Origin of the sequence: Bacillus sp. RB3 (assembly GCF_030164735.1) — a bacterium.
GTDB lineage: Bacteria > Bacillota > Bacilli > Bacillales > Bacillaceae_G > Bacillus_A > Bacillus_A cereus.
Map to the genome: position 1 here is coordinate 13,768 of NZ_JASNGE010000030.1, position 19,582 is coordinate 33,349.

A 19,582-nucleotide genomic window follows, 5' to 3' on the forward strand; every position below is an offset into this window, starting at 1 on the left:
CCTTTGTTATTTCAAAAACCATTGTATATACACAAGGGCATCATCAGCATCTTCCCCATCAAGAATTACATGTATTTCTGCTCCTCTTTTTACTGCTAAATCGATTAGTTGAAGAGTACTTTTTGCATTAATTTTTTTATCTTTAAATATAAACTGAACCGAACAATCATAATCCCTTAAGCCATCTACAATTTCACTTGCTGATTTTGCATGAATTCCATCCTTACGAGTTACAATTAATTTTCTTTCAATTCTCATAAGATTAGCTCCTTTTATTTTTTCGTAATGGTTTTCGCTTCAAGTACAGCCTTAAATCTTATATATTTCTTCTAATGTTTTGCCAATCCCTAATTCAACAACTGCTACGTAGGACCCTCTATTAATGGTGAATCTGCTATTTTGATTCAATCACTCTTAATTAGAGCGCCTCCCAAATTTAGGAATACAATTACAACTCATTCATTATAAATAGCCTCTTGAATTTATCTAACGCTTCTACCTATTTCATCGTTATCTACTCCTCATGCAGAAACTATTAAAACACTGGTACTTAATTGAACGAGTAAAGCTTGTAAATCTCTTAACTAGTAGATAACCATTAGAAACTAAAGCTATTCCTGCATTACTCATCACAATTGCTCCCTAAGTTCATTAACAATTTCTTTTTCACCTATAAGAGATAAACATAGAGTTTCAAAGATAATAAAAGATGAGACTGCTCCTGGATCTAAATGACCAATAGACCTTTCTCCTAGAAAAGAAGCACGCCCTTTTTTAGCTAATAATGGCTTAGTTTTTTCCATTTGTTCTCTTGCAAAAATGATAAGACCAATAGGTTTTATTTTTTCTCCATTCCTTTGGATATACTTCAAAACAGGATCCCAAACATCAAGCATTGTTTTATCTCCTATCTGAGTTTTTCCGCTTAGACAGATGCCATCTACAGATTCTTGAAAAGCAATCCCCAATTCATTGATTGTAATTTTATTTTTCCCTTTCAAGACACTACCAGCCCTTAAAAATGCTGTTCCATATAAAGGCCCTGATGCACCGCCAACCTTTGAAATAAGTATCATTCCAATATCATGAAATACATTTCCAATATCATCATAAGCTGTATATGATATCTTTTTTTCAACCTCTTTAAACCCTCTATTCATATTAATACCATGATCTCCATCACCTATAAATTGATCAAGTTGCGTTAGATTTTTTTTTTGATACTCAAGTTGTTTTGCAGTGAGTTGCATCCAATTGATGATATGTCTTGGTGTAATATACATGTTGGCCCTCCTATTGTACACGCCAGTTAGTCGTATTTGCTGGATCATTAAGCAAAGCAGTTAATTGTTCATCCAGTTTTAATAAAGTAATAGAAAAACCGGCCATATCAATCGCTGTCATGTATTCCCCAACATATGTTTTACTGATATCGATACCAATTTTGTTTAATATTATGTTAATCATTTTATTTAAAATATATAATTCCATTAACGGCGTTCCACCTAAGCCGTTTACCATTACTGCAACTTTATCACCAATTTTCAATTGCATATCACTTAAAATATGCTCTAAAAGGAGTTCAGCCATTTCATTGGCTGCTATCATACTAATACGATGAGTTCCAGGTTCACCGTGAATGCCTATACCAACCTCTACTTCATTTTCACCAATTTTATAACCGACTGTATCAGATCCAGGTATAGTACACGTTGTTAATGCCATTCCCATACTACGCATATTAGCAATCACTTTATTTGCAACATCTTCAACTTCTTTAAGCGATGCTCCTTTCTCAGCCATTGCTCCAGCTATTTTATGTACAAATATTGTTCCAGAAATTCCTCTTCTTCTCATGGTGTGTGAACTATTACCAATAGCAATATCATCATTAACAATGACTGTAGCAATTGGGATTCCCTGTGCTTCAGCCATTTCAGCAGCCATTTCAAAATTCATTATGTCTCCTGAGTAGTTTTTTACAATTAATAAAACCCCACTTCCAGCATCCACCTTTTGAATCGCTTTCAAAATCTGGTCTGGTGTAGGAGAAGTAAAAATTTCGCCCATTACAGCAGCATCAAGCATTCCTTTACCAACAAACCCTATATGCGCTGGTTCATGACCACTCCCGCCTCCGCTGACAATTGCCACTTTTCCTGGAAATGGACTATTAGCTCGAAGAATTATATTTGTTTCACCCATATTTTGTAGTTTATCAGAATGTGCAAACAACATTCCGTCAATCATATCCCTAACTACTTTTTCTGGATTATTAATAAACTTTTTCATGGCATCTATTCCTTTCCATTAGTCGCCGCTAGTACCCTAACATTTAATTTTATAATTTTATTCCCTCCTACAATTCCCTTTTATTATAAAAACCTATAATGATTTCACTTGGACATTTAGCTTTAAGCCTCCAATTTCATCTAAAAAGATTGTTCCAATGTTTGCTTGCTCAAATTTCCCTTTCCTCATGTGAAGTGGAAGTGCTCCAGTGAATACTCCTTTTTCATGCTCAAATAGCTCACTTTCAATTAAATTAGGGGGGATAGCCGCACAATTTACTAGAATAAACGACTTATCCTTTCTGAAAACAGCTTTATGGATACCTTTACCTATAAGTTCTTTTCCTGTTTCACTCTCTCCAGTAATAAGAATCGTAGAATCTAATTCTGTCACTTTATTCACAACAAAGAGCGTCTTTATTAAAGTAGCACTATAACTAATAATGTCTGGAAAAGAGTTTTTTAGTTTTTTATATTTCGACAATTCACTTTCTAAATACTTTATTCTGTTCTTTTCAAGAGTCAATTGGTCTAATAATGATTGTGTTTCATGAATAGATTCATCGTTAAAAGTATTCCGCTCAATTTTGCTATAAGTGTAGCTACAGCTCAAGCATGTGGACCATTTGTAATATGAATATTAATTTCAATCTTTTGTATCATAAGAACCTATTCCATAACAATACACGCATAAAAATACATAAAATTTAACCAGTGAATTTTATGTATTTTTATTTTCATTATTAAAACTCTAACTATTATATAATAAGATTATTTATACAAAACCTGATAATATAGGTTTTTAATACTATTTTTCCCATTTCATCTTTCTTAAATAATAGTATTTGATTTTTGATAATCATAACACTATCTTTTAATCCGTCATATAACAGACGAAAAATATACATAAAATATTCATAATTTTGTACTCAGAATTTTGATAACATTAGATTCAAGGCTAGATTTTCAGCTTACTTACAAAAAAATCAAGGAGTGATTATCATGGAACGTATCCTAATTAGCCCGCAAAAATATATTCAGGGAAGAAATGTAATTAAAAAAATTGGAGAGTATGTAAAACCTCTAGGAACCAATTTATTAGTTATTGTAGATGAATGTGTTTGGCATCTTGTTGGTGAAAAAGTTATGGAAAGCTTTCATAAACAAAATCTAAGCTTTGAAAAAGTCGGTTTTAATGGTGAAAGTTCTGAAAATGAAATTGCAAGAATTGAGAAAATAGGAAAAGAATTTGGTGCTGATGTAATCATTGGTATTGGTGGTGGTAAATCAGTAGACACAGCAAAAGCGGTAGGAGAAATTCTTTCGGCCAAAGTTGTAAGCGTTCCCACTATTGCCTCAACAGATGCTCCAACCAGTTCTCTTTCTGTTATTTACTCTGATGATGGAGTATTTGAGAAATACAAATTTTATTTAAAAAATCCGGATATTATTTTAGTAGATTCCCAAGTCATTGCACAAGCTCCATCCAGATTTTTAGCTGCTGGGATTGGAGACGGAATGGCTACATGGATTGAAGCTAGAGCAAATTTAGAATCACGAAAACCCGCTATGGCTGGAGGACTCTCTACCCTAGCAGCTGCTAAGATTGCAGAACTCTGTTGGGATACCTTATTTCAATATGGAGAAGCTGCTCTTTTAGCAGTTAAACAAAAAACTGTTACTCCAGCAGTTGAAGCCGTAATAGAGGCAAACACCTTGCTTAGTGGCCTTGGATTTGAAAGTGTGGGGTTAGCTGCAGCTCATGCCATCCATAATGGTTTTACTGTTTTACATGATAAGACTCATGATTTGATGCATGGAGAAAAGGTTGCATTTGGCACATTAGTACAAATGGCATTGGAATCTTGGACAACTGAAGAACTATATAACTACATTGATTTCTGTATCAAGCTTGGCTTACCTACTACACTTGAAGATCTGAACCTAGGTGATGCAAGTAAAGAAGAATTGATGAAAGTGGCTGAAGCTGCCTGTCAAGATGGTGAAACTATACATAATATGCCATTTGAAATTTCACCAGAAATGGTTTTTGATGCAATTATTGCTGCTGATGCTTATGCTACAGAGTATAAATTAAAAAAATCAGTTCAAAATTACAATCCAAAAAATTAATTAAGTGTATATTACACATTATTTAATTTTGTATGTGTTCTTTTAAGAATTTAGCAAAATTACAATACCATATATTAAAAACTAAATAAGCATTAAAATTGTATATATCATGAAATACTCTGAAGACTTCATCCAACATATAAGAGCACGAAATATTTAAATGAATCATAGCATTATGTCAAAATTAATTTTGCAACTGAATTTTCACACCAAAAATAAATATAGAAATAAAAAAAAACCTCTTTATGAGGTTTTTTCTAGTCCTATACTTTTGATAAAAAAATAAGCTGTTTTTATTATAAACAATAGGTTAGCAACACCATCTTAACATATAAAAACCAAAAATCTATGTGTCAATTTTTCAAACATCCTATAGTTTTTATGAGAATACTAAAAAGATATAATTCATAAAAAATGTAGGAGAAGTAAAGGACTTAATTTATGCTGCTTCCAGTTTACCTACTCAACTAAAGTAAGACAATTTTAGAAAACCTAAAAAGAATATTCTCATTTTATTACTAAAGAATACAACAAATTGTTTAGATTTAGTAATAGAAGTAGTTAGTCTTGTACTCAAGATAAAAATTTTTTAGCCAAACTAGATTATTAGAATCGACACTTTTGTGTACATTTATATTACTTCTAGCTCACTATTTATCCCCACCTTACAAAAATGGTATATATATGTACATTTTAATTCGATTTTCTGTAGTTTATGAGAAGAAATATATTGTTTTTGGATGAATATTATTATATTTCCCTCTAATTTGTTTCATTTTTTGTAAGTTGTTATCCTACTAAATGAGGGTAATCATCACGTATAAAAGTATCAGTATTGGGAGTTACGGCACTAATTCTTCAAAATATATATTAAAAGAATTTTAATAATGCCAAATATAATTTCTTTTTTTAATTATAAATTAGAAGTGAGGAGATATTATTATGATTAGAAAGAAACATCCATTTTGTACTCTAGCAAAAACAGCTGTTGCATTAACTATGATCATTCCTACATCCCAAGCCATTAGCCATACGTTTGCCTACGCTCAAGAAAATATAGCGAATTCTCAACAACAAGTAGCGCCATTTTGGAATAAAAATAAAGATTATCCAGGTGAATCTTACGTTACATATGAAGGTAAGATTTATCATTCTGTATATTGGGTAAATGCAGGTACATTACCTACCCAACAATTTAGCGGTTGGGAATTATATACTGGTTCAGAATATATACCTGACAATAGCGATCCAAATGATTTATTTGGTGAAGGAATCACTTGGCCAACTCATGTTTTTGCACCATATGTAGATAACGGCATGAATCCTCAAAACCTATTAAAATATGCCCAAGAAACAAATACTAGTTTCTTCACGCTTTCCTTTATAGTGGCTGATAAAAATGGAAATCCAGTATGGGGAGGAAGTCATACCCCTATTGGAGATGGTAACTTAGATGATCAAATTAAACAAATTAGAAAAATAGGTGGAGATGTTAAAGTATCTTTTGGTGGAGCAAATGCTGGTAATATCCCTGGATTAGGTGCAGATCTTGCCGCAGCTATTACAGATGTGAATAAATTAAAAGATGCTTATAAAAGTGTAATTAACACATTACATTTAACACACATGGATTTTGATATTGAAGGCGTCTTAGTTGCTCACCCAGAATCTATCGAAAGAAGATCAAAAGCAATTGCGTTATTACAAAAGGAATTAAAAGCTGAAGGTAAAGATGTAAAAATTGGTTATACCTTACCAGTAATGCCATATGGCCTAACTAATGATGGACTAAATGTAATTCAAAGCGCTATAAAACATGATGTAGATTTAAATTCAGTTAATATTATGACTATGGATTACGGGCAACAAAACCAACAAATGGGACAAGCTGCAATAGATGCTATTAATAGCTTGCATGGACAATTAACTAATTTATATAAAGGTACTATTAAAGATTCTGACATTTGGAAAATGATTGCTGTTACACCTATGATAGGAAAAAATGATACTCAAAATGAAATTTTCACATTAAATAATGCAAAAGAATTGTTCCAATTTGCCAAAGAAAAAGGTATTGGGGAAATTAGTATGTGGTCAGTGTATCGTGATAAAAAAGCTACTGAAAGTTGGCAAATCGGTCAGGCAACTGGAGATGCTTCTGGATTACCCGATGTAGACGACGGTGCTTTTTCTAAACTATTTTCTGCTTTTAATAGTAGTACTGAAATTGACGTAATCGCTCCAACAGCTCCTTCTAACCTACGCTCTGCTAGTCAAACAGCAACAACTGTTGAGCTACAGTGGGAGGCTTCCACAGATAATATTGGTGTGAAAGAATATGAAGTTTATCGTGATGGAAAAAAAGTAGGAACAACAAAAACAACACGTTATGAAGATGCAGGATTACAAGCCAATACAAAATATAATTATACAATTAAAGCTACAGATGCAGCAGGAAATAAGTCAAAAAGTAGCAATGAAGTTTCAGTTACAACAAAAGAAGAGAATCCAGAACAAATAGCTCCAACAGCTCCAACAGGATTACAAGCATCAGAAACTACTACAAACAGTGTTCATTTAATATGGGAAGAATCCATAAGTAATGTTGGTATAAAAGAATATGAGATTTATCGTAACGGTACGAAAATAGCTACAAGTCCTTCAACTTACTATACAGATGAAAATTTACTGGCTAGTACAGAATATAGATATATGGTAAAAGCTATAGATACTCAAGGAAAAGTTTCAGTTGCGAGTAATGAAATCAAAATCACAACAAAAGATACCCCCTCTTCTGAGTATAAGGCATGGGATTCGTATGCTGCATATAAAAAAGGAGATAGAGTAGAACATCAAGGTAAAATTTATGAAGCAGTTCAAAGTTATCAAGGATACGGTGATCCAAATTGGATTTTCTCATTAGCTTTATGGAAAGTAATTAAATAAACCGTAATACTATTAAATAAAAGACATCTTTCTTTTCAGATTGATGTCTTTTATGAATTGAAAATTATATTTTACAAATCTATTCTTTCATTTGCCCTAGACTATATATTTTCTATAGGTAATTCTTATTTTACATTACTATGATTTGATTAAGCATCATATTTTCTAAGTTAAGATAGAGTTTACATTTTTAATAGTTCGGACGAAAGTCCTAACATTAAAATCTATTTAACTATATATACAATTAAAAGAAGGTTTTAAGATGCAGACGAACACTAATACTATAGAGGACATCTATCAGGAGATATTAGATGGAAAAAGAAATAGATTTCCACCAAACACTTGGAAATTAGATAGAAATAATCAATTGGCCAGAAGAGTAACAAAGTATTTAGTAACAAAAATTTTGAATTGGAATGAAGAAGAGATAAAACAAAATTGGAATAACAAATTGATTGCAAAGTATCGATTACGTGGTGTATTGAAGCACAAATATAATAATAGTCCATATGCGATGATTAATGATTTATATCCGAATCAATTTAAAGAATGGGAATTTAGAATGACACCATTAAATTTTTGGACAAAAGAAAAGGCCCTACAATTATTAAAATGGTTAATTGAAGAAGAGGAGAAATTACCACCACAAAAACTCTTACAAATTTATGGGCAAAAATGGTTAATTGAACATCGATTAAGTGCACCTCTAAGGGTGATTTGGAATGGAAGCCCGTATGCGATGATTAATGATTTATATCCAAATCGATTTAAAGAATGGGAATTTAATAAGGCTCCTAATAAGTTTTGGACGAAAGAAAAAACATTACAAGCACTAAAATGGACAATTGAAGAAAAAGAAAAATTAAATCTGGATCAATTGAAGAATATATACGAAAATAAATGGTTAGCCCAATCAGGATTGCGCGGAGCCTGTCAATTATATTGGAATGATAGTCCATATGCAATGATTAATGATTTATATCCAAATCAATTTAAAGAATGGGAATTTAAGATGACACCTAGTGGTTTTTGGACGAGAGAAAAAGCGCTAGATGCATTACGGTGGACAATTGAAGAAAAAGAAAAGCTGACAGATAATCAATTATTACAGCAATACACAATGCAGTGGCTTAAAAGTCATAGACTATGGACACCTGTAGTAAGATACTGGAATGGAAGCCCATACGCAATGATTAATGACCTATATCCAAATAAATATATAAAAAGTTCATTCAGAGGATATATAAATAAAGCTTAACTTGATAAACAGCAAACTATATTTTCTTAATGGGAGAAATATCTAATAACTAATTGGCACGATTAATAACAATATAAAAACAGTAAAAAATGCTATTGTTTTAAAAATGAATTTAAGGTTTTAGAGGAGGATATTTATGCAAGCAAACAAAATTCTATTTATTTTTAAAGTAATTAGGCTACTAGCAATAGTTATCTTATTTCTTCTCTTTTATTTTACACATCAATTATCTTATCTCTATTTTTCAATTCCTTTCATTCTTGAAAGGTTCACTAGAAATATTAAAAAAAACAAAGTTTTATAGATGAAAACAAGCTAGCAACTTCAGCAATGAAGCAATAGCTTGTTTTCATCTATCCTTAACCCCCATTTTTATATATTTATTACTCTTTTTCATATGTCTCACAAGTCATTAATATAACTCCACCATTTAAGCTCCTCTGCCCCAGTATCTAAAACTTAAGATTTTAGCATTATATTAATAAAAAAAGTAAGAAATTTATATGAGGATTTCGTTATAGATTTTCCTAAAATGAAAATTTTGTGAACTTTATAACAAGATAACTTGTTAAACCATTTTCAATAACTTATAATCTTAACTGTGTATGGTGTGTATGGTGTGTATGGTGTGCATCATAGACAGTCACACTTGTCGATGGAGAGGTATTTAAATGAAAATTATTTTAAATAATGCATCAAATCAACCTTTATATCAACAAATAAAGGAACAAATTAAAGATTCTATATTTAATAATGAATTGACGGAAGGTGAACAATTACCATCAATCCGTGTATTGGCTAATGATTTACATGTAAGTATGTTAACCACAAAAAGAGTTTATGCGGAACTAGAATCCGAAGGTTTTATCGTTACCAGGGTTGGAAAAGGTACTTATGTAGCATCTACAAACTTGGAATTATTAATGGAATCTAAGCGTCATATGGTTGAAGTAAAATTGACAGAAGTGTGCAAAATGGCTCGAAGTATTGGAATCCATAATGAGGAACTCTATTCGATGTTAGATTTAATCTTAAAGGAGGAAAATGAAGAATGAATGCAGTGTTAGAAGTGAAGAATCTAAACAAAGCTTATGAGAATTTTTCATTAAAAGACGTGACATTTTCACTTAACCAGGACTGTATAACTGGTTTTATTGGTACTAATGGTTCTGGGAAAACTACTACTATTAAAGCTATCCTCGGGCTTATACTCAAAGATTCGGGTAAAATTAATTTTTTAGAAAAGGATATAGATAAACATGAACGAAAATCCAAAAATAAAATTGGTGTCGTGTTAGACGAAGGGTACTTTTACGATGAATTAACATTAAAAGAAATGAAGAATGTAATCGCCCCTTCCTATACTGAATGGGATGAGCAGGTTTTTTTAAAGTATATTAAACGATTTAATTTAAATCTAGGACAAAAAATTTCTACCCTCTCCAAAGGAATGAGAATGAAATTTGCAGTTGCTCTAGCTTTATCCCACCACGCAGATCTATTAATAATGGATGAACCCACAAGTGGACTTGATCCATTGGTTCGAAGTGAACTCATAGACATACTTCTAGATTTTATGAAAGAACCAGGAAAGAGTGTCTTTTTTTCTACTCATATTACCTCAGATCTAGATAAAATAGCAGACATGATTATTTTGATAGATGATGGTCAAATATTAATTGATGAAGAAAAAGATGCACTAGTGGAAAAACATGCATTAGTAAAAGGTGATAATCAATTGATTAATAATCAAACAGAAAAACTCTTTTTGAATTTGAGTCAAACTAAATATGGATTTGAAGGGATTACTCATAAAATAGATGATGTGTGCCGGCTTATGCCTGGTGTTTTGATGGAAAGACCAACTATAGAAGATATAATGCTTTCTTATATTGGAGGAAATACATATGCTTATTAATCTTGTTGTAAAAGACATAATGTTAGTCAAAAAATATTTTTCTATTTTACTCATTTTTGCAGCCATTGCACCAATCTATCTTTCTACTCAATTAAAACTTAACGATGGTGGGCTTATTGGTTTTCTTTTAACAGTAGTTTTTATGGAACATATTTTGTTTGGTACAATATCCAAGTTTGAAGACCAATACAAAGGAGCAGCTCTACTTTGTGCAACACCATATACTAGAAGTGCCTTTGTAAAAGCAAAATATCTCTTTCTATTGGTAGTTTTTCTTTGTGCTTCAATTATTCGAATGATAATTTCAATTATTATACCATCTGGTATCGAGAATCTTAGTATAAACGCTCTCGGAATAACATTCTTAGTTGTTAGTATTTTGTTTGGAATACTACTCCCTTTCCAATTTAAATTTGGTTTTGATAAAACAAGAATGATTTCTTTTATTGTTGTCTTTTTGACACCTTTTGTAGCTCCTACTCTTATAAAAGAAATTCAGTTGAGCCATCTGAATTTTACACTCCCTCTTCCATTCCCATCAATTATCATGGCATGGATGCCTTGTCTCATTTCAATAGTTATTAGCATTATATCAATGATAATTTCACTGAAGATATATGCAAAAAAAGATCTATAATTAGTTTAAGGGGCATTTTAAAAAATATGTTTTATCGTCCTATACTTATCGAAGTTACGTCAACGCACAAGATACTTCAGTTCTCAGCGTAGGAACTACTGACAAAGCCTACTAAGAAAGCTGGTAAATACATCGATGTTAGCAGGTATCTGTCACTTCAAACATTTCGTTATTTACTTTCTAAATCTAGAGCATTGATCTATGTCTCGATTAAAATGCATCCCTTGTCAATTAAGTGATGTATTTTAGATACTTATTTGTTAAAAAAGGAAGGATGAATGTTCAATCAACCGACACAACTACTTCTTAGGAAGTGTGTTATAGTTAATTCAGAATCAATACTGCTTAGCAGCATTAATTCTCACCTATCTTTTATTTATTTGTTTTTACACCAACTTAAAGGAAAGACCAACTATATTTTTAGTTGGTCTTTCCTTTTGTTATTAGAATACGATTAAGAATCACTTAGTTTATATACACATTACTATTTATTTTAAGATAATGTACATATGCTTCCGATAGAATTCTACCGTTCTCTTAATAAAATATGAAAAACATAACTAGTTAAGGTACCTTTCAAAAAAATCGAAACAAAAAGAACTTGTAATATATAATTACAAGTTCTTTTTATCGTAGCTTCAACACATTGGAACTATAAACTTGTAAACAACAACATTAGAGGAAGGGTGAATTATCCCCTTAAAATAATTATATAACTAATATTCATATTTTGAGATTGAAACCTTGAACATTTCGTTAATTTTAACGATCACTTTAATATTCTGCATTTTTAATTTGCATAAACATTTATAATTCTCCACATTACAATGAAATCAAATAACCTAAAAATATATGTGAAATTTTTTATATTTTTTTGATATTAATTGAATATTTTATGATTATCATTTCATTTTCACTCTAATATTGCCATGTTTCTAGATTGCTATTAGAGATTTACCTTCTAAAACTTACTAAAAATTGGTTAGTATTGAATACATTGACTGAAAATTGAGAAATCAAATGCATATTGATACTATTATGATATAAATTATCTGTCAGTCTAACTTCCATTACCCACAATAATGTTTTTCTATCTATGTATAGAAATAATTTATCTGTCAGTAATTTATAGTTTATTATCATACATTAAAAAGGAGGAAGTAAAATTATGAAGAAGAAAATCATTACAGCAACTGCTCTGGCTGCAACATTAGCTACAGGGGCATTACCTACAACATCAGTATTTGCTGCTGAGACAGTTGCTCCTATCCAACAACAGGAATCACAAGTTAGTATTCAACCGTTTGCACAAAGTAATCTAGAAACGGCTGTTCAAGCTGCATTAAATGGTCCCGAAGTAAAAAAAATAAAAGTATTTGAGCATGAATTTAATGTAAAAGAAATTGAAGTTGTGGATCGAGGTGCAGCTGGTAAAGATGTATACGGACAAATCTCTCATCATTTAAGCTTCCGTCCAGATGATCAACTTTACTATAAATTCACAAAAAAAGATGGTGAGGTAACGGGATTCGAATTCCATATTGATAGAGGGGGCTGGACACCGATTGTAGCTCCGCTTTTATCAATTCTTGCTGCATATAATGGAATTCCTGTTAATCCAAATGATTTAAATTCACTCGGTCAACAACTTGGAAAAGTTATCGATGGTAGTTGGGAACATGCAGGACAATCTATTGCTACTGCAGTTAGTTTAAGCTTTAATGAGAAATAAGCTTATAAGCATTATTTAGGATTACAGAGAAGTATTATTCGTAAATTTTTCTAAAATGATATCATATGTAACAAATCCATTTCTAACTTTAATGCAGGAATAAGAGAGAGACTCTCCCCAAAAGTCTTTTGATCTCAGATATGGAATTCATATAATTTTGTTACATAATATCTACATTAATTTACATTAAGAATTATGTAAATATTACCGATTTTAATAATTCATTGTACTTCGGAAAACAGACGTCTAGTTTAAGACTTCTGTTTTCTTTGTATAATATTAGATTTGAATTGTTTGCCCTATAAAGTACATAAAGTATGATAATATACTTTGTCATCATTTCACTAAACTTGCACATGATTATTTTGGCCTTCTCATCCTTGTATGATTACATTTCTAAACTTATGTTCCCAGTGCACGATGGCTTTTGAGCAAATCTAAATGAGAATATTCCTCTCTAAATTTTAAAGCTAACACAATATTTTAAGGTAAATGACAATAGTAACTCTGATGGTAGCTATTATATTATCTTATTTGACTTACTTTCTTTTTAACTTTACAAACCTTTTGGTACCTATTATAAATTTGGCACTATTTACAAAAACTAAATTTTCAAATTAATACAGTCTATTATTCTCATGCTGGACTTTATGCATATGGTAAAAGCACCTAAATTATTATATAAGACTAATCTGTTTAAAATCAGGAGAGATATAATGAAGAAAATAAAGATTATAAAACACTTAAAATTCGGGATTCTTACTTGTTTTACACTAGCAAGTTTATGTACAACTTCAATAGTATTTGCTGATAGACATTCAGGTTATTCATATGACTCCGATTTAGGTTATCGAAATCCAAACTGGATGTCAAAATTGGAAGATACAAAAAGAATAAGTGAATTATCTATTCCAGGTACTCACGGTTCTATGGCTTTACATGGAGCGAGTTTTATTGATGAGAATTTGACAAGAAATCAAACAATGCCCCTACCTCAGCAGTTCAATGCAGGAATTCGGTATGTAGACATGCGTGTTAAACGTGTGAAAAATTCTTTTGCCATGCAGCATGGTATTGTGAATCAAAAAGCAATGTTTGAAGATGTATTAAAAGAAACAATCCAATTTTTAAGAGAAAACCCTCAAGAAACAATTTTAATGCGCTTAAAAGAGGAAACTGATCCAGAGAACGGCTCACAGTCATTCGAGGAGATATTTAAAAGTTATAAAGACCGTAATGTGTCCTATTTTTGGGAACCTAATTCTGTGCCATTTTCAGAAAGAAATAACCCTAAGTTAGGAGATATCCGTGGAAAAATTGTAATACTACAAAACTTCTCAGCAGTTGAAGAATACGGAATTAATTATGAATCATTAAATATCCAAGATAATTTTGAAGTTAGCGCTGGACCGGATGGAATGTATGAGAAATGGAGTGCAGTAAAAAACCAGCTTCTAAAGGCAAATAACTACTCTAACAATAATCATATCTATCTCAACCATTTTAGTGGTACAGGTGGCGCTACAGCATTATGGAATAATTATTATCCTTGGTTTGTTGCAAGTGGAAAGGAAAATCGAGATACTGGTAGTAACCCACAGTTAATTCAAAAAAACACAACAAATGAATGGAAAGACTTCCCTCGTGATACAAATGGTCAAGTATTTTATGGTGGAATGAATACAATGGGGACAGATTTCATACTACAAGGTGGTATCAGACATTCTGGTATCATTGCAGCTGATTTTCCAGGTCCAGGTTTAATAGATAGTATCATTAAATTAAATGGGATAAACGTTAATGAAAAAGAGATATTAATTTCCCAAATTTCTTCTGACTCTAAGCCATTGCCTGGAGAAAAGAACCGATCCAGCCAAAACTTTAGTATAAATAATTTACCCCCAGGGACAATCGGTTTAAAATGGATTATTGAACCTACCCAGGGAGAGACTTCTGACAGTATCTCTTTCAATATTATGGTCGATGTTTCTCTGGGTCTAGATCGTGTTAGTTGGAGCAATATTTCAAATGAGTCCAGGACTGCAGCAGATACAAATTCTAAATATTATATCGCAAATCCAAGTGGTGTGAATCACCCATTTACAGTAAAAGTATATGCTATCACCAATTAATTTTTTTGAAGGGTTCCTTTATCCCTCCGTAGGCTGAAGAAGTTCAATTACCTTATATATCCAAAAGAGTATTCTCTCCAGGTATGCTATATTAAAGGAAATAAAGAATCCAGCGAACTTAAAAAAATTTCATGTGACATATCTTTAGGATTATAAAATAAAAAAGAATCTAGAAATTCCACTAGATTCTTTTTTATTTTTGGAAACAATTCATATTTAGATTAAAATGTTTTTATTTTATAAAAACAATTAAAATACAAATTAACAAACCGCTGAACATCCTAAAAGTAACAGTACAATGACTACGATTTCATTCCATTTTGGTAATTGATTTATTTCAACTTTAATCGCGGAAACACATTATATAGAAAATAACATTTTTTGGTTTCGTTCCCCTTTACTTTCATATCAGTACATAATCATATCACCTTTCTTTATATAATTTATTTATAGTAAAGGCGTTCCTTCTTAATTTCAAATAACTACTTATGACCAATGAGCAGTAACTATCGTACCTTAATGATAGTTATAGCATAGAAAAACTGACAGTAAAACACATCCTATTTTCTTAAAATTACGATATAAAATCAATAAGTAATGGTTGATTCTCCTATTCTTTCTCACAGCTAAAAAATTATTATAATAATCACTACAATAACTACCCATAAACTCCATATATACTACAGATTATGTTTGTATGATACGTATATCAATAGAAAGGGATGATATATATTGCTAACAATTTATATAATATACCTGTTTTTATCAATTGCTATCATGCTATTTTTATTTACAAGCACAATCGGTTAATTTTATTGATTATATCTAGCTCGCTTCTTTTCATCAAAAAACAAAAAGGAACAATAGAAAAGGCATTTGAAATCCACTCTTTAACCAATCTCCATAATATTTTATTACTTGTTATTCAATTAAAAATAATAGGTGAATAAGGTTTAATAACTGCTTACAACACAATTAAAGGCTAAGCTCATCAAAACGGATTATAACTGTAAAAGCAAGTATGACAACATTTCACTTCCAATTATTAATAAAATTAATATTTTGATATGCTTGCCAAATATTTCTTGATGGATAAATATATCTCTCCGAAGTTCTTTAGCAAACAAATGATATTCATTTTTTAATAAAAGCGCCCTCCTTTCTATAGATTTCTATAAAAAGAATGACGCTTCCTATTAATTATAATCATAAATTCATCTTAGCGTATTGATAATATAACTAGACTTATTCCCATGCAGCAAATGCTACATAATCTTCTTTACCATATTTGTTTTTATATTCATCTTGGTGAATTATATCAACCTCTCCAACATGGTCTGGCTGAAATCCTGTTCCATCTCCATTATCAATAGGTTTCACTAAAGAAACTAACATAAGCCCCGTAACTTCAGATTCTTTAGAAGTTTGCTTCACTGGAAGTCCTTTAGATTTAAGATATTGCTTTTGTTTTTCGGTAAGTTTAAGTACTGCTGCTTCAGAAATCTCTGTGTTCTTTTTACTTTGCTCAAGTTTGTCCATCTCTGATTGTTTTGCGGCTTCTTCTGCCTTACTAAGTTTGTCCATCTCTAATTGTTTTGCGACTTCTTCTGCCTTACTAAGTCTGTCCATTTCTGATTGTTTTGCGGCTTCTTCTGCCTTACTAAGCCTGTCCATTTCTGATTGTTTTGCGGCTTGTTCAATTTTATTTTTTGTAGCCTGTGATTCACCCTTAAACTCCTCAGCATTTGCATTCATTAAAGAAAAAGTAGATATACCTAATACAGCTGTCAATCCTAAAGCTGACCAACGATACGATTTTTTATTGAATTTTTTTATCATAAGAATTCTCCTTTTTAATGCTTTTTTATTTTTACTTAGATTTGCTAAACTAGGCATTTGATAATAATTTGAATAGTGTTCTAATAATGTAATGATTGTATGCCCGTATTCGATTCTTTCTTCCGAATCAATAAAGGTAAGGGCCAATGCATCACATGCAATTTCTTGATCTTCGCGCATTGAATAATAGGCATACCAAAGGATTGGATTAAACCAATTTAGTATAAGCAGATGATGCATAAGCCAATTAACCCCAACATCTCTACGTTTAAAATGAGCTAATTCATGATAGAAAATAAACCGTATCTGATTATCATTTAATCGTTGTATATGATGCTCACATAATAATATTCTAGGTTTTCTAAACCCAAGGAGTGTCGGACTAGCAATCTTGCCGGCTAATTGTAAAGGAATATCTTCTTTTATAGACATCGTTTCTTTACAACCCTCAAAAATATTTAAAATCCTTTCATCTGTTATAATTGGTTGCTTTTGTATGTATAAATATAAACGTCTATTTGCAATTATTGTTAAAGCCCCTAAACAAAAAATACCTAGTATCCATACATATAGACAGATTTCATACATAGATATGTGTTTGGCAACCTTTTCTTTTTCTTTGGAACTCGATTCAACCAATGATTTATTGGTATCATTTGAATTAACAGCATACTTTGCAGGTTCATTCATCACTTTTACACCAGAAACGTTCGCTTCCTTCTGAATTAGAGAAGTAGAAGTTACATATCCATGTGAAAGTATGGAGTATAGGCTATAAGAACTATCCGGTGACCAAGGTAAAATTAATCTTACAATTAGAATTAACCACAATGCGTAATGCCATCTTGCTGTTAGTTGATTCCTTAGTAGAACCTTGACACATAAGATAAAACCTACCAATATACTGGCCATAATAGTAGTTTCTAATAACCAATCAAAAAGAGTAGAGAGATACGTATGTATTAACATATCCATTACAATTATTCTCCCTCCTTTTGATTATTTTTATTTTTATCATCTAGAATACGTTTGAGCTCATCGATTTCTTTTGAAGATAACTTCTCTTCTTGTAAAAAATTAACAAGTAAAGGTTTTAAAGCAGCACCATAAAAACGTTTAATAAAAGATTTTGTTTCTACTTGTAAATAATCATCTTGTGAGATCAAAGGGCCATACATATACGTTCTTCCTATTTTCTGCTGAGAAAAAATCACTTGTTTTTTCACTAGCCTATTAATTAATGTTCTAACCGTTTTTGGATTCCAATCCATTTGTCCTTCAAGAGCTTGAATTATTTCATTAGCCGTTTGTGGAGATTTTGACCAAAGGACTTTCATTACTTCTAACTCAGCTTCAGATATCTTAGGTATTTTTTTCACGTTTCCAATTTCCTCCTTTCCTCGATTACATTTGTAATCCTAATGTCGATACTACATTTGTAATCTTAAATTTGCAACTCCTATTTTAACATTGGAATAAATTACTTAAAATAGGTTTATTATTAAAAAAATCTAGACTACAAATGTAATCTTATATTTAGATTACATTTGTAGTCTAGATTTGTCAATCTTATTTAATATCACCCTAACAAAACATCCCCATGTGTTTTAAGTGTTACACAAAATTGAATTCCATAAAAATTTGAATTTCAACACTCCCAGGAATACAATGAATATAGTATATACCTTATTTTTTAGAAAGAAGGATTGAACATGAAAACCAAAGTAGCTAAATCAATTCAAAATTTGCAATTGAAATCCTTTGAAATGATGACAAATTCTTTTTCTTTTAAATCTATTTTGCGTGGAACTGGTATGACTTTTGTAATTATTTTTGGATCATCTTTGATTAACGATTCTTCTTTATTTTCATTAAATTCTTTGATGGTAATATTGGGTTTCTTTTTAATCTTTACGCCATATATGTTTAATATTGCTGAGAAGTCTAATATATAACTTAATTTCCGACATTTAATCATTGACTTAAAAATTATTAAGCACCCAAAACAAGAAATTCACACACTTTTAATTAAAAGGTGTGAATTTTTTTGTTTGGGTCTATTTGCTCTTAAATTTATAGTTAGGTGATACTACTTCAATTAATTAATTTTTATTTCTAGTTTAAAATTATGCAAATGGGTAGCCTGTATCTTCTCTACAATACAATTCCCCTTATTTAACTATTTATATAGTATAGATTTAAAAGTAAACATACCTAATCCCCCTATACAAAACTGTAAGAGTATCTTCAACCTTTTAATATTATATTTATATAAAATTTACCCTTTCTTGAAAACATACTATACTATAAAATTAAATTAATAAATATTATTTAATGGAGGTTCATAATGAATAAAACCGAACTAATTAACCAAGTATCCGAGAAAACATCACTTACTAAAAAAGATGCTACCGCATCTGTACAAGCTATCCTAGATCAAATTACACAATCTCTTCAAAAAGAGGAATCCGTACAGTTAATTGGATTTGGTACATTTGAAGTACGTGAGCGTTCTGCACGCACTGGGCGCAATCCCCAAACGGGCGAAGAAATGCATATCCCAGGAGGAAAAGTACCTGCATTTAAAGCTGGGAAAGCTTTAAAAGAGGCTGTTAAATAAGGATTAAATTATCTATCTAAAAAGGAATGGAGATTTTTATCTCCATTCCTTTTTAGATTAATCATATATTTTTTCG

16 protein-coding genes are annotated in these 19,582 nt (G+C 31.0%); 10 read left to right on the plus strand and 6 right to left on the minus strand.

Translation table 11 applies throughout. The annotated features are described in order from the left end of the window. Positions 1-6: 6 nt before the first annotated feature. The 4 genes from QO049_RS25110 to QO049_RS25125 all read right to left on the minus strand — a co-directional run bounded on the left by QO049_RS25110 (position 7) and on the right by QO049_RS25125 (position 2,904). Positions 7-258: an HPr family phosphocarrier protein gene (locus QO049_RS25110; RefSeq protein WP_284489578.1), complete on the minus strand. Its 252-nt coding sequence runs from the start codon at positions 256-258 to the stop codon at positions 7-9. Between the two features lie 371 nt (positions 259-629). Continuing rightward, the gene (gene dhaL, locus QO049_RS25115; RefSeq protein ID WP_246963743.1) at positions 630-1,283 is read right to left on the minus strand and encodes a dihydroxyacetone kinase subunit DhaL; all 654 of its coding nucleotides are present in this window, start codon (positions 1,281-1,283) and stop codon (positions 630-632) included. A 10-nt stretch (positions 1,284-1,293) separates the two neighbouring features. Then, complete coding sequence (gene dhaK / locus QO049_RS25120; protein ID WP_284489579.1) at positions 1,294-2,292, minus strand: dihydroxyacetone kinase subunit DhaK; 999 nt, start codon at positions 2,290-2,292, stop codon at positions 1,294-1,296. 93 nt (positions 2,293-2,385) lie between these two features. Further along, the gene (locus QO049_RS25125; protein WP_284489580.1) at positions 2,386-2,904 is read right to left on the minus strand and encodes a sigma 54-interacting transcriptional regulator; all 519 of its coding nucleotides are present in this window, start codon (positions 2,902-2,904) and stop codon (positions 2,386-2,388) included. 389 nt (positions 2,905-3,293) lie between these two features. On the opposite strand from QO049_RS25125, the gene QO049_RS25130 reads away from it, so the two are divergent. From QO049_RS25130 to QO049_RS25165, 8 genes are all read left to right on the plus strand, one after another. Next, positions 3,294-4,424 (plus strand): glycerol dehydrogenase, encoded by a 1,131-nt coding sequence (locus QO049_RS25130; protein WP_246963747.1) that lies wholly within the window; start codon positions 3,294-3,296, stop codon positions 4,422-4,424. Positions 4,425-5,366: 942 nt separating this feature from the next. Continuing rightward, positions 5,367-7,370 carry a fibronectin type III domain-containing protein gene (locus QO049_RS25135; RefSeq protein ID WP_284489581.1) on the plus strand — a complete coding sequence of 668 codons (2,004 nt, stop codon included), beginning with the start codon at positions 5,367-5,369 and terminating at the stop codon, positions 7,368-7,370. Positions 7,371-7,632: 262 nt separating this feature from the next. Further along, positions 7,633-8,628 carry a DUF4046 domain-containing protein gene (locus tag QO049_RS25140; protein WP_098280107.1) on the plus strand — a complete coding sequence of 332 codons (996 nt, stop codon included), beginning with the start codon at positions 7,633-7,635 and terminating at the stop codon, positions 8,626-8,628. A 671-nt stretch (positions 8,629-9,299) separates the two neighbouring features. Then, positions 9,300-9,683, plus strand: coding sequence for a GntR family transcriptional regulator (locus tag QO049_RS25145; protein ID WP_000691660.1), 384 nt, complete (start codon positions 9,300-9,302; stop codon positions 9,681-9,683). Continuing rightward, positions 9,680-10,546 (plus strand): ABC transporter ATP-binding protein, encoded by an 867-nt coding sequence (locus QO049_RS25150; protein ID WP_284489582.1) that lies wholly within the window; start codon positions 9,680-9,682, stop codon positions 10,544-10,546. Before QO049_RS25145 ends, QO049_RS25150 begins: the two co-directional genes overlap by 4 nt. Then, complete coding sequence (locus QO049_RS25155) at positions 10,536-11,183, plus strand: ABC-2 transporter permease (RefSeq protein WP_284489583.1); 648 nt, start codon at positions 10,536-10,538, stop codon at positions 11,181-11,183. The genes QO049_RS25150 and QO049_RS25155 overlap by 11 nt, the downstream gene beginning before the upstream one ends. 1,168 nt (positions 11,184-12,351) lie before the next feature. After that, on the plus strand, positions 12,352-12,915 hold the full coding sequence (locus QO049_RS25160) for a hypothetical protein (RefSeq protein WP_000726947.1): 564 nt from the start codon (positions 12,352-12,354) through the stop codon (positions 12,913-12,915). A 716-nt stretch (positions 12,916-13,631) separates the two neighbouring features. After that, complete coding sequence (locus QO049_RS25165) at positions 13,632-15,047, plus strand: phosphatidylinositol-specific phospholipase C (protein WP_284489584.1); 1,416 nt, start codon at positions 13,632-13,634, stop codon at positions 15,045-15,047. 1,245 nt (positions 15,048-16,292) lie between these two features. Here the strand turns inward: QO049_RS25165 and QO049_RS25170 are convergent. After that, a complete protein-coding gene (locus tag QO049_RS25170; RefSeq protein ID WP_284489589.1) occupies positions 16,293-17,855 on the minus strand; it encodes a M56 family metallopeptidase in 1,563 nt (520 codons plus the stop codon). Between the two features lie 11 nt (positions 17,856-17,866). After that, on the minus strand, positions 17,867-18,265 hold the full coding sequence (locus QO049_RS25175; RefSeq protein WP_029443199.1) for a BlaI/MecI/CopY family transcriptional regulator: 399 nt from the start codon (positions 18,263-18,265) through the stop codon (positions 17,867-17,869). A 333-nt stretch (positions 18,266-18,598) separates the two neighbouring features. Here QO049_RS25175 and QO049_RS25180 point away from each other — a divergent pair, with 333 nt between their 5' ends. Continuing rightward, positions 18,599-18,841: a hypothetical protein gene (locus QO049_RS25180; protein WP_242297764.1), complete on the plus strand. Its 243-nt coding sequence runs from the start codon at positions 18,599-18,601 to the stop codon at positions 18,839-18,841. A 392-nt stretch (positions 18,842-19,233) separates the two neighbouring features. Continuing rightward, positions 19,234-19,506 (plus strand): HU family DNA-binding protein, encoded by a 273-nt coding sequence (locus tag QO049_RS25185; protein ID WP_016083288.1) that lies wholly within the window; start codon positions 19,234-19,236, stop codon positions 19,504-19,506. Positions 19,507-19,582 lie beyond the last annotated feature (76 nt).

What these genes read in the sequence shown, in the direction of transcription:
- QO049_RS25170 (WP_284489589.1), bottom strand. Translation starts at nt 17,855, where the DNA reads ATGTTAATACATACGTATCTCTCTACTCTTTTTGATTGGTTATTAGAA.
- QO049_RS25160 (WP_000726947.1), top strand. Translation starts at nt 12,352, where the DNA reads ATGAAGAAGAAAATCATTACAGCAACTGCTCTGGCTGCAACATTAGCT.
- QO049_RS25110 (WP_284489578.1), bottom strand. Translation starts at nt 258, where the DNA reads ATGAGAATTGAAAGAAAATTAATTGTAACTCGTAAGGATGGAATTCAT.
- QO049_RS25140 (WP_098280107.1), top strand. Translation starts at nt 7,633, where the DNA reads ATGCAGACGAACACTAATACTATAGAGGACATCTATCAGGAGATATTA.
- QO049_RS25145 (WP_000691660.1), top strand. Translation starts at nt 9,300, where the DNA reads ATGAAAATTATTTTAAATAATGCATCAAATCAACCTTTATATCAACAA.
- dhaK (WP_284489579.1), bottom strand. Translation starts at nt 2,292, where the DNA reads ATGAAAAAGTTTATTAATAATCCAGAAAAAGTAGTTAGGGATATGATT.
- QO049_RS25155 (WP_284489583.1), top strand. Translation starts at nt 10,536, where the DNA reads ATGCTTATTAATCTTGTTGTAAAAGACATAATGTTAGTCAAAAAATAT.
- QO049_RS25180 (WP_242297764.1), top strand. Translation starts at nt 18,599, where the DNA reads ATGAAAACCAAAGTAGCTAAATCAATTCAAAATTTGCAATTGAAATCC.
- QO049_RS25135 (WP_284489581.1), top strand. Translation starts at nt 5,367, where the DNA reads ATGATTAGAAAGAAACATCCATTTTGTACTCTAGCAAAAACAGCTGTT.
- QO049_RS25185 (WP_016083288.1), top strand. Translation starts at nt 19,234, where the DNA reads ATGAATAAAACCGAACTAATTAACCAAGTATCCGAGAAAACATCACTT.
- QO049_RS25130 (WP_246963747.1), top strand. Translation starts at nt 3,294, where the DNA reads ATGGAACGTATCCTAATTAGCCCGCAAAAATATATTCAGGGAAGAAAT.
- QO049_RS25150 (WP_284489582.1), top strand. Translation starts at nt 9,680, where the DNA reads ATGAATGCAGTGTTAGAAGTGAAGAATCTAAACAAAGCTTATGAGAAT.
- dhaL (WP_246963743.1), bottom strand. Translation starts at nt 1,283, where the DNA reads ATGTATATTACACCAAGACATATCATCAATTGGATGCAACTCACTGCA.
- QO049_RS25165 (WP_284489584.1), top strand. Translation starts at nt 13,632, where the DNA reads ATGAAGAAAATAAAGATTATAAAACACTTAAAATTCGGGATTCTTACT.